Consider the following 22626-nt stretch of genomic DNA (forward strand, 5'->3'; position numbering starts at 1 on the left):
CCGACTCACTGCTGGGTATTGAGCGCCGCCAGCTGCTTGCGTGCACGCGCGGTGGCGCGCTCGAGCAGGTAGGCGTTCTCGAAGGCGCGCAGTCGGCCGGTCTCGCAGAGCTTGCGCAGCATGCGGGCGGTCATGGTGACCGTCTGCTGGTGCTTGTGGCCCTGGGTGAAGATGAAGAAGCTGCGGCCGGCGCTGATGTGGGCCAGGCGCACCTTGCGCCAGTGCTCGCCGGTGTTCATCTGGTAGGCGAAACCCAGCTGGAGGTGGTCGATCAGCAGGACGCCGGAGCTGGGCTCGGGCTCCTCGGTCGCGGAGGGCAGGCCGTCGATGCTGATGTCCACGGCCTGCAGGGGGGCCTCCTGGGCGGTGATGTCGATGTCGACCTCGCCCTTCCAGTCCACCGAGGCCTCCTGGACCAGGCCCAGGCTGGACGCTTCCTTGGCATTGAGGCCCTGGGCCAGGTCGATGTCGACCTCGCCGGATTCGGTGTCCCGGAATTCGTCCGGCTGCACCGGGGGCAGGTCTTGCTCCTTGGGGGCCTCGATGCCGAAGACCGCCTCCAGCTGCTTGACCAGCAGGTTGTAGTCCAGGGCGGACAGGCCCTGGCCCTTCAGCGATTCGGCATGCACAGGCAGCAGCTGGCCGATGAAGGGCTTGCGCAGGGCCTCGGGCCAGGCGATCAGGTCCAGGCCCTCGTTGAGCGTCTGCATCATGCGGGGCAGGGCGCTCAGGAAGGCCTGACGCTGCGGCCCCGGGGCCTTGGGCTGCACGCTCAGGACCAGGTCGCGCCCGAACTGGCGGAAGCGCTTCTCGCGGTCCACGCTGCCGCCCTCGTGGCGGGAGGCCTGCACGATCGCACCGCTCCAGGTCTGGGAGAGGAACTCACGCAGGAAATCCGGCATGGGCACCTTGGCCAGGTTCTGGGCCAGCTGCTTGGCATAGCGCTGCTGCAGGCGGAGATCGGTTTCCTTGCGCTCGACCAGGGCCGCGGCATCGCCGTGGGCCTGCAGCACCTCGGCGGTCTGGGCGCTGACGAAGGCCTCGAGGTCGTCGAGCTTCTGTTCGTAGATCTCGATGCGCTCGAAGTCGCCGCCGCTGACGTCATGGACCAGGGCGCGCACATGCTCCAGGAATTCCTTGCCCGGGGACTCGGCGAAGTCGTCGTAGGCGCAGGCCAGGGAGGCCAGGCGGTTGATGAAGCGGCGCACCGGATGGCGGCGCGAGGAGAAGAAGGTGTTGTCCCCCAGCGCGGCGCGCAGCACGGGCAGCTGCAGCTGGGCCAGCAGGCGCGCCATCTGGGGCGGTACCTTGGCATCGGAGAGGATGTGGTCGAAGAGGCTGCCCACCACGTCGATCACCATGTGATCCAGGGAGCCGGTGGCGGCCTGGCGCAGGGCGTCGCGGTGCAGGTGGATCAGATTGGGGGGCAGGGGCAGGGCGCCGCCCGGGACGGTGTCGTCGCCCCATTCCCCGGCACCCAGTGGCATGCCGGCACTGCCTGCGGCGCCGCCGGTCAGGGTGCCCGGCACCGTGCTGCCGCCAAAGCCGGAGCCCATGCCGCCCGTCAGGGTGCCCGTCATGCCGCTGCCTGCCGGCATGGGCAGGCTGGACAGGCGCCGCAGCAGGTCCATCAGCTGGGGGTCGACGCTGCCCATCACGCCCGCCGGCGCATAGCCGCCGCCATAGCCCGGGGCATAGCCGCCAACGCCCGTGCCGTAGCCGCTGGGCACATTCATGCCGCCGCCGAAGCCACCACCCTGCATGGGCGCGCCATAGCCCGGCGCGCCATAGGTGCCCACGCCGCCGAAGCCGCTCTGGCCCGCCGGCCCGAGGCCACCGAAGCGCGAGTTGCCGATGGGGCCGCCGAGGTCGCCGGCCACGCTGTTGGGGCCGCCCATGCCGCCCATCGCACCGGCCGGGTTCATGGCCCGCACGCGCAGGTCCTGCTGGCGCAGGCCGCGGTTGCGGAAGAGGGTGGCGATGTCGGCGTAGCAGGCGCGCATCTCCGTGGTGAAGGCGCGGGTGAGCTCGTCGACCAAGGCCTGGCGGATGTCCTGCTCCTCGGTCAGGCTGTGGATGCCGTCCAGCAAGGCCTGCGCGATCAGCTCGGGGCGCAGGGGGTTGCGGTCCAGACCGCCTTCGGACGAGCTGAGGCCGGCCAGGAAGGATTCGACGTCCCGCAGCTCCCACTCGCTCTGGTGGCCGATGGCCATGCCGATGCGATCGGCCGCGACCATGGCATCGACCTGCTCGTCGTCCATCAGCGAGAGCTCGCCCCAGGCCTTTTTGGCGGCGGGGGCGGCCTTGTCGCGCTGCTCGCCGGCCATCTGGCGGCGCAGGCTGGCCTGGAACTCCTGGATGAACTTCGGCAGGTTCTCGCGGAACAGGTACTGGGCGGCCAGCAGCGCGTCGCGGCGCTTGGCATAGCCGGCCGAGAGCGCCGCCAGCCCCAGGCCTTCGGCGCAGCGCTCAGCCGCCTGCTCGGCGGCTGCCCGGACGCGCTGGAAGGCGGCTTCGAGATGCGGGTTGAGTCGTGACTCGGGCTGGTTCATGGACGAGGGGGCCGGGCGCGCGCCACGTCAGGGCACACGACGCTTGCCAAGTATCCGTGGATTTGAGGACTCATGTTGTGACCAAGCGCAGCCTGCACGCGCCGGAAGGCACGGTACCGCAATTCCCGGGCCGGCAGGCGTGAAGGCTTTCTCAGCGCTTGAGCGAATCGCGGATCTCGCGCAGCAGCACGATGTCCTCGGGGGTCACCGGCTCGGCCGCGGGGGCCGCTGCAGGCTCGCTGCGCTTCAGGCGATTGATCTGCTTGACCATCATGAAGATGATGAAGGCCAGGATGATGAAGTTGAGCAGAACGGTCAGGAAGCTGCCGTAGGCGAAGAGCGGCACCCCGGCCTTGGTCAGGGCCTCGTAGGTCTGCGGGCCCTTGAAGTCCGCTGGCACATTGCCCAGCACAAGGAAGTAGTTGGAGAAATCCAGGCCGCCGACGACCTTGCCCACCAGGGGCATGATCAGGTCCTTGACCATCGAGTCGACGATCTTGCCGAAGGCGCCGCCGATGATCACGCCCACGGCGAGATCCACCACATTGCCCTTGACGGCAAACTCCTTGAACTCGCTCAGCATTCCCATCTTCATCTACTCCTGCGGGAGGATCCCGGCTGTGTTGTGGCGCTATTGTCTACGTTTGCAGGCGTCGCAAATCGGGCCAAACACGGGGATTTCCGTCGCTGATGCCTGCGGTAGCGCCGAACTGATGCCTTGGCGAGACGATTTGCGTATTCCCGGAGGTGCATCAAGTCAGGGTGGGGGTGGGCGTCCGCTAGAATCCGCGGTTGCTCCCGATCAGAAGTCTCCTTTGAGGACCCTCATGAGTGACCAGCAAGTGGATCAAGGCAAGCGCACGTGGCTCATTGCCACGAGTTGCGCCGGTGCCGGTGTCGGCGTCGCGACCGCCGTGCCCTTTGTCAGTACCTTCGCGCCGTCCGAGCGCGCCAAGGCTGCCGGTGCAGCCGTGGAAGTCGATATCAGCAGCCTGAAGCCGGGCGAGAAGCTGACGGTGGAGTGGCGCGGCAAGCCGGTCTGGATCGTCCGCCGCACGCCCGAGCAGCTGGAAGCCCTGAAGAAGAACGATCCGCAACTGGCTGATCCGGACTCCAAGCGCACCGCCTACCCGACGCCTGATTACGCCAAGAACGGCTACCGCTCGATCAAGCCCGAGTACTTCGTTGGCGTGGGCATCTGCTCGCACCTGGGCTGTTCTCCCTCCGACAAGTTCCAGGCCGGTCCGCAGCCCTCGCTGCCCGATGACTGGAACGGCGGCTTCCTCTGCCCCTGCCACGGCTCGACCTTCGACCTGGCCGGCCGCGTGTTCAAGAACAAGCCCGCACCCGACAACCTCGAGGTGCCGCCCCACATGTACCTGTCCGACACCAAGCTTCTGATTGGTGAAGACAAGGCTGCCTAAGCGAGAGGACAGAGGTCGATATGGCTGAATTCAAAGAAGCTCCCGCGGGCGCGTCCGTGGGCGAGCAATTGCTGACCTGGGTGGACAACCGCTTCCCGCTCAGCAAGATGTACCGGGAGCACATGTCGGAGTACTACGCTCCGAAGAACTTCAACTGGTGGTACATCTTCGGCTCGCTGGCCATGCTGGTGCTGGTGATCCAGATCGTCACCGGCATCTTCCTGGTGATGCACTACAAGCCGGATGCCGCCGTGGCCTTCGCCTCGGTCGAGTACATCATGCGCGACGTGCCCTGGGGCTGGCTGATCCGCTACATGCACTCGACGGGCGCCTCCGCCTTCTTCGTGGTCGTGTACCTGCACATGTTCCGCGGCCTGCTGTACGGTTCCTACCGCAAGCCCCGCGAGCTGGTCTGGATCTTCGGCTGCGCCATCTTCCTGTGCCTGATGGCCGAGGCCTTCATGGGCTATCTGCTGCCCTGGGGCCAGATGTCCTACTGGGGCGCCCAGGTGATCGTGAACCTGTTCGCTGCCGTGCCCTTCGTCGGCAACGACCTGGCCCTGATGATCCGCGGCGACTACGTCGTCGGTGACGCCACCCTGAACCGCTTCTTCAGCTTCCATGTGATTGCCGTGCCCCTGGTCCTGCTGGGCCTGGTGGTGGCGCACATCATCGCGCTGCACGAAGTGGGTTCGAACAACCCGGACGGCGTCGAGATCAAGGCCAAGAAGGATGCGCAGGGCCGCCCGCTGGACGGCATCCCCTTCCATCCCTACTACAGCGTGCACGACATCTACGGCGTGGGCCTGTTCCTGATGGTGTTCTCGGCCATCATCTTCTTCGCGCCTGAGCTGGGCGGCTATTTCCTGGAGTACAACAACTTCATCCCGGCCGACCCGCTGAAGACCCCGCCGCACATTGCGCCGGTCTGGTATTTCACGCCGTTCTACTCGATGCTGCGCGCCACGACCGACGTGATGGTCAACGTGCTGTCGGTGATCGTGGGCCTGGGTGCCGTGCTGGCCGTGCTGAAGGGCACGTTCTCCGGCAAGGGCAAGATCGCCACGCTGGTGATCGCCGCCGTCGCCATCTTCCTGCTCAAGACCTTCGACGCGAAGTTCTGGGGCGTGGTCGTGATGGGTGGCGCCGTGGTGATCCTGTTCTTCCTGCCCTGGCTGGACCACAGCCCGGTCAAGTCGATCCGCTACCGCCCGGACTGGCACAAGTACGTGTACGGCATCTTCGTCGTGGTGTTCCTGGTGCTGGCCTACCTCGGCATCCAGCCCCCGACCGAGATCGGCACCCTCGTCGCCCAGATCGGCACCCTGTACTACTTCGGTTTCTTCCTGCTGATGCCGTGGTGGAGCAAGCAAGGCGTGTTCAAGCCTGTGCCTGACCGCGTCACCTTCCACCCCCACTGATCAGTCCAGGAGTTGCATCTCATGAAGAAATTCATCGCTACGCTGCTGATCGGTCTGGGCCTGGCCTCGGGTGCCATGGCCAACACCGGCGGCATGGAGTGGGACAAGTTCCCCAAGGAAAAGATGACGGACGTGGCGTCCCTTCAGAACGGCGCCAAGATCTTCGTCAACTACTGCCTGAACTGCCATGCGGCCGCGTTCATGCGCTACAACCGCCTGCGGGACATCGGCCTGACCGAAGCGCAGATCAAGGGCAACCTGATGTTCGCCACCGAGAAGGTGGGCGACGTCATGAAGGTCTCGCTGGACCCGAAGCAGGCCAAGGACTGGTTCGGCGCCACCCCGCCGGACCTGACCGTGATCGCCCGCTCGCGCGCTGACGGCGCCAAGGGCTCCGGCGCCGACTACCTCTACACCTACATGCGGACCTTCTACCGCGACGAGACCAAGGCCACCGGTTGGAACAACCTGGCCTTCCCCAGCGTCGCCATGCCGCATGTGCTGTGGGAGATGCAGGGCCAGCGTGCCGCCAAGTTCGTCGAGGAAGCCGACCCGCATGACCACACCAAGAAGGTCCACGTCTTCAAGGGCTTCGAGCAGCTGACCCCCGGCACCATGGACGCACGCGCCTATGACAGCGCCGTGGGTGACCTGGTCGCCTACCTGCAGTGGATGGGCGAGCCGGCGCAGGCTCAGCGTTTCCGCCTGGGTGTGCTGGTGCTGCTGGGTCTGGGCATCTTCACGCTGTTTGCCTGGCGCCTGAATGCGTCCTACTGGAAGGATGTGAAGTAAACCTTCGGGCCCTGGCCGCCAGCCGGGCCCTGTTGCGCAGTGGGAGGCCTTTGCGGGCACCCACTGCGTTTGCCTTTTGTGTGCCGCTACCATGTCGGGCACACGGAATCGATTGTTGACCTGAACTCAGGAGTCCGCCGCCATGATGGTGCTTTATTCTGGAACCACTTGCCCCTACTCGCACCGTTGCCGCTTCGTGCTGTTTGAAAAGGGCATGGACTTCGAAATCCGTGACGTCGACCTGTTCGCCAAGCCGGAAGACATCGCGCTGATGAACCCGTACAACGAGGTGCCCATCCTCGTCGAGCGTGACCTCATCCTGTATGAGTCGCACATCATCAACGAGTACATCGACGAGCGCTTCCCGCATCCCCAGCTGATGCCCGGCGACCCCGTCGCCCGTGCCCGCGTGCGCCTGTTCCTGCTGAACTTCGAGAAGGAGCTGTTCGCCCACGTCAATGTGCTGGAGAACCGCGGCCAGGCCGTCAAGCCGACGGACAAGCAGCTGGAGAAGGCCCGTTCGCAGATCCGCGATCGCCTGACCCAGCTGGCGCCCATCTTCCTGAAGAACAAGTACATGCTGGGTGACGACTTCTCCATGCTGGACGTGGCCATCGCCCCGCTGCTGTGGCGCCTGGACTACTACGGCATCGACATGTCCAAGAACGCCCTGCCGCTGCTGAAGTACGCCGAGCGCATCTTCTCTCGCCCCGCCTACATCGAGGCGCTGACGCCCTCGGAAAAGGTGATGCGCAAGTAAGTCGCTACTGCCATGGACCAGACCCCTGACGGTGGCGCACCCACCGGCACCCCCACGAGGCCCTATCTGATCCGGGCCCTGCATGACTGGTGCACCGACAACGGCTTCACGCCCTACATCGCGGTGCAGGTCGACCGTTCGGTGCAGGTGCCGCTGGAGTACGTCAGCAACAACGAGATCGTGCTCAACGTGGGCTTCGATGCCACCAATGGCCTGGACCTCGGCAACGAGTTCATCCAGTTCAAGGCCCGCTTCGGCGGCGTGGCGCGCGAGATCATCGTGCCGGTGGACCATGTCGTGGCCATCTATGCCCGTGAGAACGGGCAGGGCATGGCCTTCCCCGCGCCTTCCGTCGAGACGGATGCGACGGCGGTGAAGCCCGCGCCCAGTGCCGTGCCGAAGCCGGCGTCCAAGCCTGCCTCCGCGGGCCTGCGCCTGGCGCCGGCGCCCGCGGTGCAGGGGGCGGACGAGTCCACTCCTGAGGTCGCGGCGCCGGAGTCCTCGGGCGAAGGGCCGGACCCGGGGCCGGGCGACGGTCCGGGCTCGCGCCCCACGCTCAAGCGCATCAAGTGAGGACTGCGGGGTGCGCTGCGACAGGTGAGCAAGCCTTCGAATTGCCCCTACAATGCGCGCCTGCCAGGGACTCCGGTCCCGGGCGTTCACGAAAGCCGGCTTAGCTCAGTTGGTAGAGCAACCGCCTTGTAAGCGGTAGGTCATCAGTTCGAATCCGATAGCCGGCACCAGACCCCATGAAGACACAGGCCTCGCGCCTGTGTTTTTATTTGTGGCGCCGAAAGGGGCCAGTGCTGGCCAGAGGCGGGTGCTGGCACATGGCCAGAAATGGCCGAACGGGGCTTCAGCCCTGCACCTTGATCCGCACCCGGCTGGGCTGCAGCCCCTGCTCCTGCAGGCGGGCTTCCAGCCGAGGCTGCAACTGGCGCAGCTTGGCGGCCACGGCGGCATTGGCGGCGAGCAAGGTCCAGCCGTCCTCGTCAATGGGGCCGGGCTTGACGAAGCGGGTCATGGCGCCGGGCAAGGCGGGTGCCACCAAGGCCATGCGCCGCTGTGACTCCTGCATCAGCAGACCCAGGCGCGCCAGACCCTGGTGCTGGGCCAGCGCCTGGCTGATGGGCGTGGGGTCGGGCACCGCAGGGCCGCCGGGTTTGGGGGCGGGAGGGGCGTCGGTTCTGCGCATGGCGCTCAGTGTAGACCCGGAGGGCGGGGCGGGCGTCCGGACGCAAGGGGAGGGGAGCCGGATGCTAAACTCCGCCGGTTGTCCTCCGCCCTGGTCCAGCTGCCTGGCGGGCCTTTCGGGCTGATCCCTCCCGCGCCTCCTGCGACCCAGGTCGGGCGCCGCGCCTGGGGCTGTCGCGATGGGCCTTGCAAGTGGCCGCTGCGCCCCGAGATGGAGGAACGGAAATGTTCCCGGGTCTCTTGCGCGCAGGCGCAGCGGGCCTGCCGTGCCAGCCCGCCTGCCCAGCACAGAAAAACCACGAGCCTGGCGGGCCTGGTGCCACCTTCTTACCGTCCAAGAATCACTGCATGTTGCCCTCGCTTCTCACCAAGATCTTCGGTAGCCGCAACGAGCGTCTGCTGAAGCAATACCGTCGCATCGTCCAGCAGATCAATGCATTGGAGCCCCAGATGGAGGCCCTGGACGACGACGCGCTGCGGGCCAAGACCCAGGCATTCAAGGACCGCATCGCCAAGGGCGAGACGGTGGACCAGATCCTGCCCGAGGCCTTTGCCGTCGTGCGCGAGGGCGGCAAGCGTGCCCTGAAGATGCGCCACTTCGACGTGCAGCTGATCGGCGGCATGGTGCTCAACGCCGGCAAGGTCGCCGAAATGCGCACCGGCGAAGGCAAGACGCTGATGGCCACGCTGCCCGTCTACCTCAATGCCCTGACCGGCAAGGGCGTGCACGTGGTGACGGTCAACGACTACCTGGCCCGCCGCGACGCGGAGTGGATGGCCAAGCTCTACAACTTCCTGGGCCTGACGGTGGGCATCAACCTGCCCCAGATGAGCCGGGAAGAGAAGCAGGCCGCCTACGCCGCCGACATCACCTACGGCACCAACAACGAATACGGCTTCGACTACCTGCGCGACAACATGGTCCACGACGTGCGTGACCGTGTGCAGCGCCAACTGGCCTATGCCATCGTCGACGAGGTGGACTCCATCCTGATCGACGAGGCCCGCACGCCCCTGATCATCTCCGGCCAGGCCGAGGACCAGACCGAGGTCTACCTGGCCATCAACCAGGTCGCGCCCAAGCTGAAGAAGCAGATCGGCGAGATGGACCCGCGCACGGGCGAGGGCGTCATCGAGCCGGGTGACTTCACCGTGGACGAGAAGTCCCACCAGATCTACCTGACCGAAGACGGCCACGAGAACGCCGAGCGCCTGCTGGCCGAGGCCGGCCTGCTGGCCGAGGGCGCCAGCCTCTACGACGCTGGCAACATCACGCTGATGCACCACCTGTACGCAGCCCTGCGTGCACACCATGTGTTCCACCGCGACCAGCATTACGTGGTGCAGAACGGCGAGGTCACGATCGTCGACGAGTTCACCGGCCGCCTGATGACGGGCCGCCGCTGGAGCGACGGCCTGCACCAGGCCGTGGAAGCCAAGGAAGGTGTGGCCATCCAGGCCGAGAACCAGACAATGGCCTCCATCACCTTCCAGAACTACTTCCGCATGTACGGCAAGCTGTCCGGCATGACCGGCACGGCGGACACGGAAGCCTACGAGTTCCAGGAGATCTACGGCCTGGAGACCGTGGTCATCCCGCCCAACCGCCCGACCATTCGCAAGGACGAGCTGGACCTGGTCTACAAGACCGCCCAGGAGAAGTTCAACGCCGTCATCCTCGACATCCGCGACTGCCACGAGCGTGGCCAGCCGGTGCTGGTGGGCACGACCTCCATCGAGAACTCCGAGCTGATCTCCCAGCTGCTGACCCAGGCCAAGCTGCCGCACCAGGTGCTCAACGCCAAGCAGCATGCCAAGGAGGCCGAGATCGTCGCCCAGGCCGGCCGCCCGGGCGTGATCACCATCGCCACCAACATGGCCGGCCGTGGCACTGACATCGTGCTGGGCGGCAACGTCGAGAAGCAGATCCAGTTCCTGGAGGCCGACGACTCGGTGCCTGCCGAAGAGAAGGCCGCCCGCATCCAGCAGCTCAAGGACGAGTGGGCCGACCTGCATGCCAAGGTCAAGGCCGAGGGGGGCCTGCGCATCATCGCCACCGAGCGCCATGAGAGCCGCCGCATCGATAACCAGTTGCGCGGCCGTTCCGGCCGCCAGGGCGATCCGGGCTCCTCGCGCTTCTACCTGTCGCTGGACGATCCGCTGATGCGCATCTTCGCCGGCGACCGCGTGCGCGCCATCATGGACCGGCTGAAGATGCCCGAGGGCGAGGCCATCGAGGCCGGCATCGTGACCCGCTCCATCGAGGGTGCCCAGCGCAAGGTCGAAGCCCGCAACTTCGACATCCGCAAGCAGCTGCTCGAGTACGACGACGTGTCGAACGACCAGCGCAAGGTCATCTACCAGCAGCGCAACGACATCCTGGAAGCCGAGCAGCTGACGGCCCAGATCGGCAACCTGCGCCGCAGCTCGCTGGAGGACGTGGTCCGCACCTTCGTGCCCGCCGAGAGCCTGGAAGAGCAGTGGGACCTGCCCGCCCTGGAGCGCGTGCTCAAGGACGAATGGCAGCTGGATGTGCCCCTGGTGGCCGAGGTCGCCAAGCGCGATGCCGTGACCGACGAGGACATCGTCGAGATGGTCGTGAAGGCAGGCGATGCGCTGTTCGAATCCAAGCTGGCCCTGGTCGGCGAAGAGCAGTTCACCCCCTTCATGCGCATGGTGCTGCTGCAATCCATCGACCAGCACTGGCGCGAGCACCTGGCCTCGCTGGACTACCTGCGCCAGGGCATCCACCTGCGCGGCTACGCCCAGAAGAACCCCAAGCAGGAGTACAAGCGCGAGGCCTTCGAGCTGTTCTCCGCGCTGCTGGACGTGGTGAAGATGGAAGTCACCCGCGTACTGATGAACGTACGCATCCAGTCGCAGGAAGAGGCCAGTGCCGCCGCCGAAGCCATCGAGCAGCGGGCCGAGAACGTCAGCAACGTCACCTACACCCATCCCAACGAGGATGGCTCGGTGTCCCAGGACATCGACCCCGCCACCATCGCCGAGCAATTCGGCCATGTGGGCCGCAACGATCCCTGCCCCTGCGGCAGCGGCAAGAAGTTCAAGTCTTGCCACGGCAAGCTGAGCTGATCGAGGGGAGGCGGATGTCGTAATAAGGTCGACCCCCGTCAAAAGCGTGCGTTATTTGGCGGCTTTTCAAGGGCCGCCACACGCTTGAGGGGGATGCGAATTGTTGCAACTCCTCTACAGTCGGGCCATCGCAAAGGCAAGGAGTACAGCCCTTGCGATGCCAAAAAACTGAATCGTTGGGTTTACGAAATGTCGATCAAGACCTTTGTTGCTGCCGCTGCGTTCGCCGGCTTCGCGCCCCTGGTGCATGCTGATCCGGTCTACACCCCCCTGAGCCCGACGGCCGCGGGTGTCGATTTCAGCGTCCTGGGCCTCGCCAAGGGTGCCTTCACCCAGTACTACAGTTTCAATGTGCTGACGAAGCAGACCTACCACGGCGAGCTGCACACTTTCAGCAAGGTCGAGGACGACGTCCACATCAGCAGCATCGTGCTGAGCAATGGCGTCCAGTCCTTCGCCTTCACGCCCGCTGCCGCCCTGAGCACCGGCACCGAATTCTGGAAGCTGGCCCCCGTCGACCTCAGCGCCGGTGAATGGCACCTGACGATTTCCGGCGTGGACACCGTGAAGAAGGCCGCTGGCAACTTCCAGGGCTTCCTGCACGTTCCCGAGCCGGGCTCCCTGGCCCTGGCCGGCCTGGCCGCCGCCGCCCTGGTGGGCGCGCGTCGCCGCCGTCAGGCCTGAGCAGGCACGCCTGCCTGTGTGAGTGAGGCCTGGATTCTTCGGAATCCGGCCGTGTCTCAGCCTGCTGTCGGGGATCGATGATGAATGTCACGAAATTTGCTGTGTCCTGTGGCGTGGTGCTTACCGCGCTCGCGGGACTGAGCCTGTCTGCGCGGGCCCAGTCCGTGTCCCTGCTCTTCGATAGCACCCAGCCGGCATCGATCAACCTCACCACGAGCGGGTCCGACGTCTACGACACCGGCATCCTGAACTACACCTCTTCCACCGGGGCGAGCTTCGCCGCCTTCTGCGTGGAGCTGAAGCAGGATTACGCCACCCACGACAACGGCTACCAGACCTTCACCTTCGGCAGCTTCTCCGGCCGTGAGGCCTCTGCGCTGCAGGGTCTGTACTCCACCACCTGGACCAGCGTGGACACGGACGTCGAACGCGCCGCCTTCCAGACCGCCATCTGGGAGATCACGCACGAGAAGAGCAGTGGCGCCTTCAACGTGTCGACCGGGGCCGGCTCCTTCTACTTCAAGGAGCTGACCGACGGCACGTCGGCCGACAACAGCAGCTTCGTCAACCTGGTCAACGGCTATCTGCACAATGCCGAGGCCTATCACGGGCCGGCACTCTACGAGCTGAGCCGCCTGAGCAATCCCACCTACCAGGACCTGATCGTCGCCCAGATCGCGCCGGTGCCGGAACCCAGCCGCATGGCCATGATGCTGGCAGGCCTGGGGGCCGTCGGCTTCATGGCCGGGCGCCGCCAGCGCCGCTGAGCGCCGCGGCGGGTCAGCCTGCCAGACTTCAGAAGGGCGGCGCTCGCAAGGGCGCCGCCCTTTTCCTTTGCCCTTCCTTTTTCCATGCTGCGCTGCACCCATGCCGCCGAGGTGCGGTCCTACAATCGCCGGCGAACGGCGCCATGGGGCGCCACCTGAAGCCTGCCGCACCATGCCCGTCAATCTCACCGCTCCCGATCCTGCCTCGCTCCACCCTGTTCCCGGCGTTCGCCTGGGCATCACCATGGCGGGCATTCGCAAGGCCAACCGCCGGGACCTCAGCGTGATCGCGCTGGATGAAGGCAGCTCGGTCGCCGGCGTGTTCACCAAGAACCGCTTCTGTGCGGCGCCGGTGCAGATCTGCCGTGAGCACCTGGCCGCGGGGCAGGGCATCCGTGCCATCCTCGTGAACACGGGCAATGCCAACGCCGGCACCGGTGAGGACGGCCTGGCGCGCGCGCGCCAGAGCTGCGAGGCTCTGGCCGGCTTGATGGGTCTGCAGCCCGCGCAGATCCTGCCCTTCTCGACCGGCGTCATCATGGAGACCCTGCCTGTGGACCGCATCGTCGCGGGCCTGCCCAAGGCCGTCGAGGCCCTGCGCGCGGACGCATGGGCTGAGGCCGCCGAAGGCATCATGACCACGGACACCCTGCCCAAGGCCGCCTCGCGTCAGGTGCAGATCGGCGGCCGCACCGTGACGGTCACGGGCATCTCCAAGGGCGCCGGCATGATCCGCCCCAATATGGCCACCATGCTGGGCTATGTGGCCACCGACGCCCACATTGCGCCCGAGCTGCTGCAGGGCCTGGTCCGCGACGCGGCCGATGCCTCCTTCAACCGCATCACCATCGACGGCGACACCTCCACCAACGATTCCTTCGTGCTGATCGCCACGCACAAGGCCGGCCATGCGCGCATCGAGTCGCTGGCCTCGCCCGAGGGTCAGGTCTTGCGTGATGCCGTCATCGCGGTGTCCCAGCAGCTGGCGCAGGCCATCGTGCGCGACGGCGAGGGTGCGACCAAGTTCATCACCGTCAAGGTCGAGGGGGGCCGCGACGAAGCCGAGTGCCAGCTGGCCGCTTACGCCATCGCCCACTCGCCCCTGGTCAAGACCGCCTTCTTCGCCAGCGACCCCAATCTGGGCCGCATCCTGGCCGCGGTGGGCTATGCCGGCATCGCCGACCTGGACCAGACGCTCATCGACCTCTTCCTGGACGACGTGCACGTGGTGCGCCAGGGCGGCCGCCATCCGGACTACCGCGAGGAAGACGGGCAGCGGGTGATGAAGCAGTCCGAGATCACGGTGCGCGTCACGCTGCACCGCGGCCTGGCCCAGGCCACGGTCTGGACCTGCGACCTCAGCCACGACTACGTCACCATCAACGCTGACTACCGCAGCTGACCGGCGCGGGCCGGGCTGGCCCGGTCGCGCTCAGAAGTCCACGGCGCGGGTGCGCAGGCCTCGGGCCACCAGCATGGCGTTGATCAGCTGGGCTTCCTCGCGGCTGGCGAAGGGCCAGACAGCGGCACGCCAGCCTTCGGGCGTCTGCAGCACCTGCTGCTCGAGCTGCTTCCTGCCCACCAGGGGCTGGATGAGGGGCTGCATCTTCTGCAGATAGGCCTCGGCCTCGGCCTTGCTGCCCATGACGGGGCCCACCAGGGCCACCAGCGGTGCGTTGTCGGGGCCGCTGGTGCGCGCACCCGTCTCGCGTGACTTGCCAGCCGGACGCTGCGAGAGCGTCTCGGCCGCGGTGGCCGCCTCGCGGCTCGCGGCGGCGGCCGCGCTGGGGGCGTCCTTGGCGTTGCCGTCCCTGCTGCCTTCGCTGAGCCGCAGGGGCGGGCGTTCGATCTTCATCGCCGGGCGCACGACCGCCGGCGCCCTCACCGAGGGGCCGGCGCTGTTGGCGCGCTCGATGATCTGGTCGGTGGTGCGGGCTTCCTTGGGCGCGTCCTTGGCGGCCGCCTGGGTGGGCTCGCGGGCCGCATCCTCGGACTTGCGCGCGGTGCCGGCCTCCCGGGGCGGCACGGCCGAGCTGCCTTCGGGGCGGGTGACCAGGTGCGGCCGGATGTCCGGGGCCGAGGCCATGGTGTCCGGGAGCTGGCTGGCGCTCAGCAGGGGGCGCGGGGCCTGCCCCTCGCCGGGCCGGACAGCGCCCGGGCTGCTCGCTCCTGCCTCGCCGGCCTCCGGGGACGCAGCGCTGGCCGCGGCCATGGGCGCTGAGGCCGCCGTCATGCCCGCAACTGCACTGCTCGCCGCGCTGCTCGCCACACTGCTCGCCGCACTGCTGGCTGAGGCCGGGGCGGCCGGCGCCGGGGTGTCCGGGCGAGCCGGTGTCTTCTTCGATCCCATGCCGGCCAGCAGCACCAGACCCAGCAGCAGCGCCATCAGCAGGCCGAAGGCGCCGACCTTCAGCGGGTGCAGGCAGCGTGGACCGCGGATGTAGAGCCGCAGGCCGGCGCCCTGGGCGACCAGCACGCGGGTGCGCCCGGGGCCGGCATCGATGGCGGCGCTGAGCACATAGATTTCCTCCGGCCAGGCGCCGCCGCCGTCCACCGGTCCCTGGGCGGCCAGGGCTTCGTCGACGGGGATGTTGCGCAAGGGCCAGCTGCCATCGTCTGGGCGCTGGCTGTAGCCGTAGCGGCGTGCAAACTCACCCGCCTGCGCGGCCGACACCCCGACCACGAACTGCTCGCTGAACACCGGCCAGCGCTCCCGCGACGCCTTGCCGCCCGGCCGCCAGGCCAGCAGGCGCTGCAGCAGGCCGGGCCTGGGGGGCTGCGTGAAGGAGGGGGCCGCCGATTCGGTGCCGGGCTCGCCCAGCACCGGTTCCTGGGCCTCGCGCGGCGGGCCGCTGCGCATGAAGGGCAGGGCCACCACGCCCATGGTGTGCACGTCCTGGGCCCGCACATGGCGCGCCAGCGGATGCCTGTTGTGCCAGGCGGCCAACTGGGTGGACAGCAGCGTTTCCAGGGCTTGCATGGCGGGTGGCAGGTGTCCGGGGCGGCAGGATTGGGAGAGACGACAGGGCGTGCGCGCGGTGCACGGCGCGATATCACGACGCGACACAGGCCCCGTTCGAGGGCATTGTCGCCGCAGTGTCCCAGCCGGCGCGCAGGGCCTAAGCCATGAATAGCCGGCAAGGCAACGCCCAGATCCGGTCTGGCCGGCCCCCGCTTGCGACGCTGCAGGGGCGCATCGGGGACAATCCGGCATCCGTCCGGATTGCAACGGACCTCCGCTGTCCCAACCGCCCTCCCATGTTCAGCCACCTGATTGCCCCCGCCGCCCCGGCCCCCGATGCCGACGATGCCGTCGCCCGCTTCCTGCACAGCCTGCGCAGCGTGCTGGCGGGGCGCCAGGGCTTCAGGCTGAGTCTCTCCAGGCCCGAGGGCGGCGAGCCGGACCTGGAGCGGCTGATGGTGCGCGAGATCGAGCTGCGCGGCGAGCGCGCCCTGAGCTTTCTGTGGCGTTACAAGACCCGCGACATCACCAAGAACCACGGCCTGGAGGCCGGCCTGGACGAGCTGGCCCGCCTGCTGGGCCAGCCCTTCCAGAACGCCCACCTGCTGACCGACAGCCGCGAGCTCCAGCTGGCCTACAGCCGCAAGGGCCGGCCCACGCTGCGGGTTGGCAAGCTCAAGCCGGCGACGGCGACTGACGCGGCGCCCGACTCGACGTGCGACTCGACGCCCAACGCGGCCGCCCCGGAGGCCGCCAGCCACGACCGCAGCAAGCAGCGCCATCTCGCGATGGAGCGCCCCGTCTGGCGTGACCTGGGCCTTACGCACGAAGGGCGCCAGGGCCTGGAGCTGGTGCCGGCCATGTCCCGCAAGTGGAAGCAGATCAACAGGTTCATCGAGATCTTCGGCAAGGCCCTGTCGCAGTCGGCGCTGGCCAGCTCGCCCGATGTGCATGTGGCGGACTTCGGCTCGGGCAAGGGCTACCTCACCTTCGCCATGCACGACTACCTGCGCGAGCTGGGCAAGACCACCCAGGTGCTGGGCGTGGAGCTGCGCGAGGACATGGTGCGCCTGTGCAACGAGGTCGCCACGCGCAACGCCTGCGAGGGCCTGCGCTTCGACCAAGGCGATGTCCGCGAGTACCGGCCCGAGCGCCTGGACGTGATGATCGCCCTGCATGCCTGCGACATCGCCACCGACTTCGCCATCCACCTGGGCCTGCGGGCCAGGGCGCAGATCATCATGTGCTCGCCCTGCTGCCACAAGCAGCTGCGACCGCAGATGCAGAGCCCGTCCCTGCTCAAGCCCCTGCTGCAGCACGGCATCCACATGGGCCAGGAGGCCGAGATGATCACCGACGGGCTGCGGGCCCTGTTGCTGGAGTCCGAGGGCTACGACACCCAGGTCTTCGAGTTCATCTCGCTGGAGCACACCAGCAAGAACAAGATGATCCTGGCCGTGCGCCGCCCGCAGGGCATCAGCGCCGAGCGCCGGGCCCAGCTGCTGGCCCAGATCGAGGACATCAAGCGCTTCTACGGCATCCGCGAGCAGGCGCTGCAGGCCTTGCTGGCGGCCTGAGCCCCGCCATGAAGAAGGGGCCCGCTCGGGCCCCTTCCTGCCTGTGCAGACGCGCCGCGCAGGCTCAGTCCTCGCGGTGCAACGAGGCCCAGGAGCGCGCCGCCAGGCCCAGCAGGGTCAGGCCACCCAGCACCGGCCCCAGCAGGATCAGGGCTTCGGCCGCCTGCTGCAGCACGGGCTGGGCGTCCAACAGGGCCAGGTCCTTGCGGAAGTACACGGCCAGCAGCAGCAGCGCGCACGCGAGCGCCGGGCGGCGCAGGCGGCCGATGTCCGCCCCCATCACCTCGCGGGCGGCGAGCAGGAAGAGCGCCGAGGCCACGAAGACCAGGGTGAAGAAGGTCTGCATCAGCGGCGCGCCTTGGCCCAGCTGGCCGCGGTGCAGCCAGGCCGGCACCCAGACCAGGCACAGCAGGCCCAGCACCACGGCCGACTTGCGCGCCCGGCCCTCGGTCTTGTCATCGCTGATGCGGTCGCCTTCGGGCTTGCTCATCATAGGCAGCACCAGCAGGCAGATCAGGCCGGTGGCCACGTCGATCAGCAGGGTCCAGCGGTAGCCGAAGGCTTCGGACACCACGCCCTGCCAGGTGGCGGCGATGGCGATGGCCAGGTTCATCAGCGCCATGTAGGCGGTGAACTGGGTGGCGGCGACTTTGGGGTTGGTCACGTCCATGAAGATGGCCGCGCGCGTGCCGTACATCATGCCGTTGAAGACGTTGTAGCTGATGGACGCGATCCACAGGGCCGTGATCAGGGCCGGCACGGCCGGGCTGTTCGAGGGGCGGGGCATGTCGTAGCCGTTCAGGCGCATCTGCCACCACAGATAAAGCACCGGGCCGCTCATCAGCACGATGTACAGGCCCAGCATGCGGCGGCGCCCCAGCTTGTCGGACAGCATGCCGCCGACCACCATGGAGACGGCCCCGACGATGGTGCACCACAGATTCAGTAGGGCCACGCCCGCGTCGTCCATGCCGAACTCCACGGCCAGGTTGGACTGCAGCGCCAGGCCCAGGCACATGGCCCCGACCGGCAGCAGGCCGAAGAACATGGCCGAGAAGGCACCGCGCGAACCCAGGAAGGAGCGGAAGGACTGCACGGCGAAGGCCTTCATCTCGCTCGCGGCCTGGCTCAGGCTGGCGCGGGGCGGCTCGACGCTCGCGCCCGCATTCCCACCCTGCTGCTCCAGCTGCTGCGCCAGCGCTTCCTTCATGGGCAGCACGATGAAGCCCGTCACCAGCAGGATGGACAGGGCCACCATCACGAAGCTGGGCTGGAAGCCCACGGTGCCCATCAGGAAGAGCACGCCGCTGCCGCCGACGGCCTGGCCGACATTGGCACCGGCGAACATGAGGCCGTTGGCCAGCCCGCGCTCGTCCTCATGCAGGGTGTTGCAGGCCAGGGAGTCGATGGCCACGTCCTGCATGGCGCCGAAGGTGTTGTGGACCAGCAGCACGCTGGTGAACAGGGCCAGGCCGGTGGGCAGGGGCACGGCCATCAGCGCGAGGATGGTCAGGGCCATCATCAGCTGCGTGAAGAGAATCCAGGCGCGGCGATGGCCGAAGCGCTTGGAGCGGAACACATCGATCACGGGGCCGAAGGCCCACTTGAAGGCCCAGGGCAGGTAGAACGACGCCACGAAGGCGCCGATGGCGGCCGGGCCCACGCCCATGCGGCGAAGTTGTGTCGCCACCGCGATGGCGGCGAAGCCCAACGGGATGCCCTCGGTGACGTACAGCGCGAAGAAGGCGCCCAGGCGGCCATTGCGGGTGGCCAGCAGGTTGGGTAATGTCATTCTTGTCCTCGACGCCGCGGTGCGGCGTTCCTCATTCCAAACGGACGCGATTATCCGGCGCCTCGGCAAGCGCCCAATGCGCGTGATCCCGGCCATGACCTTTGGCGGGGCTGCCTCAGATCAAGGCAATAAAAAAGGCGGCCCCGGGTGAGGGGGCCGCCAGGAGGCGCCGACGAACGCTGCCCGAGAGACATGGCAGGAGCGATCCTGCCTGTGGGGCCGCAGCGTGGGATGGTGAGCCTGGGCGCCGAGCCGCGCAGATCAGGCGAGCCCCTGAGGGCACGCGGTCCGGGCGCGGTCGTGTGAGGAGCGGACGACTCAGCCCGACGGACAGGCCCGGGCGCAGGGATCCGCCCCGTGGGGGCAGGTCTTGCGGCCAGGGCCGCGGCGCAGGGCTTGTGGTGTGTGTCGAGGCGTCATGCATGGCATCTTCGCGCGGCGGGCGTTTTGCAAAAGCCTGAAGAAGGCGGGTCGGCAAGGCCACTTAGATGCGGGCGAGTTCCGGTGCTATTCCACGCTTTCCTGTCGGCACCCCGGCAGCCTCGCTCCCGCGGCCCGGCGTCTCAATGCGCGTGCTCGCCGCTCCCTGCCGCCTTGAGCATCAGCCGTACGGCGGGCGCCTTGAGCCCGGCCGTGCTGGAGCCGCTGGCGGGCAGATCGGCCCAGTTCCATTCGCCCTCTGTGCAGCGCTGGTGGACCTTGAACCAGACCGGTCCCACGGACTCGGGCAGGCCGCCGCGCAGCACGAACTCCTCGTACCAGCCGTCCTGCAGGTAGTGGGCCTCGTCGCGGGCCGTCCAGCTGATCTCGGTGACGTCCTCGCGGATGGTCTTGCCGTGGCTGTCATAGGGCTGGGCCAGGGGCTTCTTGCGGATGGCCAGGATCCAGCCTTCCTTGGGCTGGGGCTTGGCGCCGCGCAGGCCCTCGGGCAGGGTCACGGTGACCTGGGTCGTCGGTGCGCCGTTGCAGCCGTGGCCAATGCGCAGCACGGCCTTGTAGGGGCTGCCGGCGATGGCTTCGCCCTGCTCGAGCGAGACGTGGGCCTGGGCCTGGCTGCCCATCAGCAGGCCCAGGGCGGTGAAGAGGAAAGTCTTGGATTGCATGGTGTGCCTTGGTGCTGGGCCTTGCGGCCGTCAGAGGTCGAACTTCAGTTCCGCGTGGAAGGTGCGCTGCGGATAGGGATGGAAGTTCCAGTACCGGTAGTTGTTGAGGTTGTCGATGCCGCCGGCCAGGCTCCACTGGCGGTTGATGCGCCACTGCAGGCGCAGGTCCGTCGTGAAGTACTTGCTGGCGCCCTGGTAGGCGAAGCCGTTGGGGTCGCTGTTGTCCAGGGTGCTGTACTGGCGGCCGCTGTAGCGCGCGCCGTAGCTCAGGCTGAGCTCGGGGCTGAGCTGCCAGCTCGCCAGCAGGGTGGCACGCCAGCGCGGCACGCGGGGCTGCCACTTGCCGATCACGTCCCCCGGCACGCTGACATAGCCGCTGCTGGCGAGGATGCGCGAATCGGCGTAGGTGAGGCTGCCGCTGAGGCCCAGGCCCTTGAGCAGGCGCTCGGTCCAGCCGCCGGCGGTGTTGAAGGACAGCTCCACGCCGTTGGTGCGCACGTAGTCCACGTTCTGCACGGTGCTGGCGTTGGTCGCCACGTTCAGCAGCGAGTAGAGCGCATCACGGGTGTCCTCGCGGAACCAGGTGATGCGCAGCTGGCTGCAGGCCTCGCCCCATTCGGCGCTGAGCTCGGTGGTCCAGCCCTTCTCGGGGCGCAGGTCGGGGTTGTTGTTGATCACGCCGCCGGTCTTGCTGTCGAAGCCGCCCTGGTAGAGCTCGCTGACGGTGGGGAAGCGCACGGCGCGGCCGGTGCTGGCCTTGAGCATCCAGTTCTCGCTCAGCTGATGAGACAGCGCGGCCTTGGGCGAGAGGGCCTGCAGGCTGCGCTCGGCATGGCCCAGCACGCAACGCTGGGTGGCGGGGTTGCAGGCGCCCTTGTCGAAGGTGCCGGTGTAGGCGGCCTCTGTGCGGCCGTCCAGCGCCTGCCAGTGCTCGGCGCGCAGACCCAGCACGGCCTGCCAGTCGCGGCCCAGCTCCCAGCTGTCCTGCAGGTAGAGGGCATCGCTGCGCGTCTTGCCGGCGAAGAGCGAGGCGAAGCTGGCCGCGTCGCCCGAGCGCCAGTCGGTGGTGTTGTCCACGCGGGTGCTGAGCCTGCCTTCCTCGCGCGAGAGGCCGGCCTCCAGCACATGGGCGCCGCCCGGGCGCCAGACACCGCGGGCGCTCCAGGTCTTCCAGCCGGTGCCCTGCTGGTCGGTGAGGCGGCCGGCCTCGGGCTGGGCCTTGCTGCTGGGGGCGTAGCTGCGGGTCTGGTCGCTGAGGTAGTCGTACTGGCTCCAGGCCAGGCTGTAGTCGAAGAAGCCCATGGTGTGGGACTTCAGCGTGAGGGCCTGCATGCGGTGCTCCAGCGCGTCACGGCTGCGGCTGAAGTCCGAGGCGGCCAGGGTGTAGCGCCTGCCGTCGATGATCACGCCCTGGCTGATGTCGCCGCCGTAGCGGTGGTCCACCGTACGGCCCTGCTCGTCGCGCAGATAGCTGCGGGAACTGCCCTCGCTGCGGTTCTTCCAGTCGGCCAGCACATAGCTCAGGCGCAGGGTGGCATTGAAGTCCCAGGCGAGCTTGGCCTTGAGGTGGTCCTGGGTGGTGTCGTACTCGGTGGCGCTGCCAACCAGGTACCAGTCCTGGTTGCTGCGGTTCTTCTCCAGCACCGCGCCAGTGACCACGGGCAGGCCAGCCCCGGGGGCCGCGCCGGTGCTCGAGAGCTTGCTGGCGAAGACCAGGGGCTGGCCATGGCTCTGGCTGCGGCTGCCGTGCAGCCACCAAGCCAGTGCGCCGTCGCGGCTGCCGACCGAGAGGCTGCCCTGCGTGGCGCGGTAGGTCTCCTCCTGGCCGTACATGCGGTTGGGCTGCACGGCGGTGGCCACGCGGCCGTGGGCCTCGAAGGACTGGGGCATGCGGGTCTGGTAGTCGACCACCGCGCCGACGGCATTGCCCGAGTAGCCGGCCGAGAAGGGCCCGTAGAGCACGTCGACCCGGGCGATCTCCTCCGGCGTCACCAGGCCCCAGCGCGGGGCGAAGGTGGCGCCGTTGCCCAGCAGGTTGGACAGCTGGATGCCGTCTGCAAAGACCAGGGAGCGGGCGCTGTTGCCTGTGCCCGAGGCGCGGGTGGAGAGCACGGCGTGGTTGTAGTCGCCGATGTAGCGCTTGCGCACCAGCAGGCTGGGGAAGTACTTCAGCGCATCCTCGGCATCGGTGGCGTTGACGGTGCGGGCCAGGGTGGCGGCGTCGATGCCCTCGATGGTGGTCGGGATGGTGGTGGGCAGCGAGGTGGGCGAGTTGCCATGCACGGTGACCACGCCCAGCTGCTTGGTCTGGGAGTCGCCCTGGTCGGCGGCGGGGGGCGTGGCGGGCGGGGTGGCGGTGTCGGTCGTCTGGGCCTGGACGCTCGTGGCGAGACAGGCCAGGGCAAGGGCCTGCAGCAGGGGCTGCAGCGGGAAGGGCTTGTTCATGATGGTGGCACAGCGGTGCGCGGGGGCCCGGGCCGGCTCAGGGCGGGGGCGGCCACGCAG

At 67.9% G+C, this 22626-nt stretch carries 17 protein-coding genes and 1 tRNA gene; 11 read left to right on the plus strand and 7 right to left on the minus strand.

From position 1 onward, the window contains the following. Positions 1-5: 5 nt before the first annotated feature. Together ABDJ40_RS18995 and mscL are read right to left on the minus strand one after the other, a co-directional pair. Complete coding sequence (locus tag ABDJ40_RS18995; RefSeq protein WP_347611959.1) at positions 6-2552, minus strand: DUF1631 family protein; 2547 nt, start codon at positions 2550-2552, stop codon at positions 6-8. A gap of 151 nt (positions 2553-2703) precedes the next feature. Then, positions 2704-3141 carry a large conductance mechanosensitive channel protein MscL gene (mscL, locus tag ABDJ40_RS19000; RefSeq protein ID WP_269629940.1) on the minus strand — a complete coding sequence of 146 codons (438 nt, stop codon included), beginning with the start codon at positions 3139-3141 and terminating at the stop codon, positions 2704-2706. 238 nt (positions 3142-3379) lie between these two features. Between mscL and petA the strand changes: the two genes are divergently transcribed. The 6 genes from petA to ABDJ40_RS19030 all read left to right on the plus strand — a co-directional run bounded on the left by petA (position 3380) and on the right by ABDJ40_RS19030 (position 7692). Next, positions 3380-3976 (plus strand): ubiquinol-cytochrome c reductase iron-sulfur subunit, encoded by a 597-nt coding sequence (gene petA / locus ABDJ40_RS19005; protein WP_269629939.1) that lies wholly within the window; start codon positions 3380-3382, stop codon positions 3974-3976. A gap of 20 nt (positions 3977-3996) precedes the next feature. Next, positions 3997-5397 (plus strand): cytochrome b, encoded by a 1401-nt coding sequence (locus tag ABDJ40_RS19010; protein WP_347611961.1) that lies wholly within the window; start codon positions 3997-3999, stop codon positions 5395-5397. Positions 5398-5418: 21 nt separating this feature from the next. Next, on the plus strand, positions 5419-6189 hold the full coding sequence (locus tag ABDJ40_RS19015; RefSeq protein WP_347611962.1) for a cytochrome c1: 771 nt from the start codon (positions 5419-5421) through the stop codon (positions 6187-6189). 142 nt (positions 6190-6331) lie between these two features. Continuing rightward, on the plus strand, positions 6332-6949 hold the full coding sequence (locus tag ABDJ40_RS19020) for a glutathione S-transferase N-terminal domain-containing protein (protein ID WP_183103385.1): 618 nt from the start codon (positions 6332-6334) through the stop codon (positions 6947-6949). Between the two features lie 12 nt (positions 6950-6961). After that, entirely contained in the window at positions 6962-7522 is a 561-nt protein-coding gene (locus ABDJ40_RS19025; protein WP_347611964.1) for a ClpXP protease specificity-enhancing factor, read from the plus strand. A gap of 94 nt (positions 7523-7616) precedes the next feature. Beyond that, positions 7617-7692 (plus strand) — tRNA-Thr (locus tag ABDJ40_RS19030). Positions 7693-7805: 113 nt separating this feature from the next. Here ABDJ40_RS19030 and ABDJ40_RS19035 read toward each other — a convergent pair. Further along, positions 7806-8144 (minus strand): hypothetical protein, encoded by a 339-nt coding sequence (locus tag ABDJ40_RS19035; protein ID WP_269629934.1) that lies wholly within the window; start codon positions 8142-8144, stop codon positions 7806-7808. A gap of 347 nt (positions 8145-8491) precedes the next feature. On the opposite strand from ABDJ40_RS19035, the gene secA reads away from it, so the two are divergent. The 4 genes from secA (at position 8492) to argJ (ending at position 14089) form a co-directional block, all read left to right on the plus strand. Continuing rightward, entirely contained in the window at positions 8492-11236 is a 2745-nt protein-coding gene (gene secA, locus ABDJ40_RS19040; RefSeq protein WP_347611966.1) for a preprotein translocase subunit SecA, read from the plus strand. A gap of 189 nt (positions 11237-11425) precedes the next feature. Then, positions 11426-11920 (plus strand): PEP-CTERM sorting domain-containing protein, encoded by a 495-nt coding sequence (locus tag ABDJ40_RS19045; RefSeq protein ID WP_347611968.1) that lies wholly within the window; start codon positions 11426-11428, stop codon positions 11918-11920. 80 nt (positions 11921-12000) lie between these two features. Further along, positions 12001-12687: a PEP-CTERM sorting domain-containing protein gene (locus ABDJ40_RS19050; protein WP_347611970.1), complete on the plus strand. Its 687-nt coding sequence runs from the start codon at positions 12001-12003 to the stop codon at positions 12685-12687. A gap of 172 nt (positions 12688-12859) precedes the next feature. After that, positions 12860-14089 (plus strand): bifunctional glutamate N-acetyltransferase/amino-acid acetyltransferase ArgJ, encoded by a 1230-nt coding sequence (argJ, locus tag ABDJ40_RS19055; RefSeq protein ID WP_269629930.1) that lies wholly within the window; start codon positions 12860-12862, stop codon positions 14087-14089. A gap of 30 nt (positions 14090-14119) precedes the next feature. Here the strand turns inward: argJ and ABDJ40_RS19060 are convergent, their stop codons facing one another. Further along, positions 14120-15667, minus strand: a complete 1548-nt coding sequence (locus ABDJ40_RS19060) for a hypothetical protein (protein ID WP_347611972.1) — start codon at positions 15665-15667, stop codon at positions 14120-14122. A gap of 278 nt (positions 15668-15945) precedes the next feature. On the opposite strand from ABDJ40_RS19060, the gene ABDJ40_RS19065 reads away from it, so the two are divergent. Beyond that, on the plus strand, positions 15946-17226 hold the full coding sequence (locus tag ABDJ40_RS19065; RefSeq protein ID WP_347611975.1) for a class I SAM-dependent methyltransferase: 1281 nt from the start codon (positions 15946-15948) through the stop codon (positions 17224-17226). 64 nt (positions 17227-17290) lie between these two features. Here ABDJ40_RS19065 and ABDJ40_RS19070 read toward each other — a convergent pair whose 3' ends face one another. From ABDJ40_RS19070 to ABDJ40_RS19080, 3 genes are all read right to left on the minus strand, one after another. Continuing rightward, the gene (locus ABDJ40_RS19070; RefSeq protein ID WP_347611977.1) at positions 17291-19018 is read right to left on the minus strand and encodes an MFS transporter; all 1728 of its coding nucleotides are present in this window, start codon (positions 19016-19018) and stop codon (positions 17291-17293) included. Between the two features lie 563 nt (positions 19019-19581). Beyond that, positions 19582-20121, minus strand: coding sequence for a YcnI family copper-binding membrane protein (locus tag ABDJ40_RS19075; protein ID WP_347611979.1), 540 nt, complete (start codon positions 20119-20121; stop codon positions 19582-19584). 30 nt (positions 20122-20151) lie between these two features. Next, on the minus strand, positions 20152-22566 hold the full coding sequence (locus tag ABDJ40_RS19080) for a TonB-dependent receptor (RefSeq protein WP_347611981.1): 2415 nt from the start codon (positions 22564-22566) through the stop codon (positions 20152-20154). Positions 22567-22626: the final 60 nt, after the last annotated feature.

This window comes from Roseateles flavus, assembly GCF_039872765.1.
Taxonomy (GTDB): Bacteria; Pseudomonadota; Gammaproteobacteria; order Burkholderiales; family Burkholderiaceae_C; genus Roseateles_B; species Roseateles_B flavus.

Bases quoted from the DNA above. Each gene is read 5' to 3' on its own strand.
- ABDJ40_RS19025 (WP_347611964.1), top strand. From the start codon at position 6,962: ATGGACCAGACCCCTGACGGTGGCGCACCCACCGGCACCCCCACGAGG.
- ABDJ40_RS19070 (WP_347611977.1), bottom strand. From the start codon at position 19,018: ATGACATTACCCAACCTGCTGGCCACCCGCAATGGCCGCCTGGGCGCC.
- ABDJ40_RS19035 (WP_269629934.1), bottom strand. From the start codon at position 8,144: ATGCGCAGAACCGACGCCCCTCCCGCCCCCAAACCCGGCGGCCCTGCG.
- ABDJ40_RS19075 (WP_347611979.1), bottom strand. From the start codon at position 20,121: ATGCAATCCAAGACTTTCCTCTTCACCGCCCTGGGCCTGCTGATGGGC.
- secA (WP_347611966.1), top strand. From the start codon at position 8,492: ATGTTGCCCTCGCTTCTCACCAAGATCTTCGGTAGCCGCAACGAGCGT.
- ABDJ40_RS19060 (WP_347611972.1), bottom strand. From the start codon at position 15,667: ATGCAAGCCCTGGAAACGCTGCTGTCCACCCAGTTGGCCGCCTGGCAC.
- ABDJ40_RS19065 (WP_347611975.1), top strand. From the start codon at position 15,946: ATGTTCAGCCACCTGATTGCCCCCGCCGCCCCGGCCCCCGATGCCGAC.
- mscL (WP_269629940.1), bottom strand. From the start codon at position 3,141: ATGGGAATGCTGAGCGAGTTCAAGGAGTTTGCCGTCAAGGGCAATGTG.
- ABDJ40_RS19045 (WP_347611968.1), top strand. From the start codon at position 11,426: ATGTCGATCAAGACCTTTGTTGCTGCCGCTGCGTTCGCCGGCTTCGCG.
- ABDJ40_RS19010 (WP_347611961.1), top strand. From the start codon at position 3,997: ATGGCTGAATTCAAAGAAGCTCCCGCGGGCGCGTCCGTGGGCGAGCAA.
- ABDJ40_RS19015 (WP_347611962.1), top strand. From the start codon at position 5,419: ATGAAGAAATTCATCGCTACGCTGCTGATCGGTCTGGGCCTGGCCTCG.
- argJ (WP_269629930.1), top strand. From the start codon at position 12,860: ATGCCCGTCAATCTCACCGCTCCCGATCCTGCCTCGCTCCACCCTGTT.
- petA (WP_269629939.1), top strand. From the start codon at position 3,380: ATGAGTGACCAGCAAGTGGATCAAGGCAAGCGCACGTGGCTCATTGCC.
- ABDJ40_RS19050 (WP_347611970.1), top strand. From the start codon at position 12,001: ATGAATGTCACGAAATTTGCTGTGTCCTGTGGCGTGGTGCTTACCGCG.
- ABDJ40_RS19020 (WP_183103385.1), top strand. From the start codon at position 6,332: ATGATGGTGCTTTATTCTGGAACCACTTGCCCCTACTCGCACCGTTGC.
- ABDJ40_RS19080 (WP_347611981.1), bottom strand. From the start codon at position 22,566: ATGAACAAGCCCTTCCCGCTGCAGCCCCTGCTGCAGGCCCTTGCCCTG.
- ABDJ40_RS18995 (WP_347611959.1), bottom strand. From the start codon at position 2,552: ATGAACCAGCCCGAGTCACGACTCAACCCGCATCTCGAAGCCGCCTTC.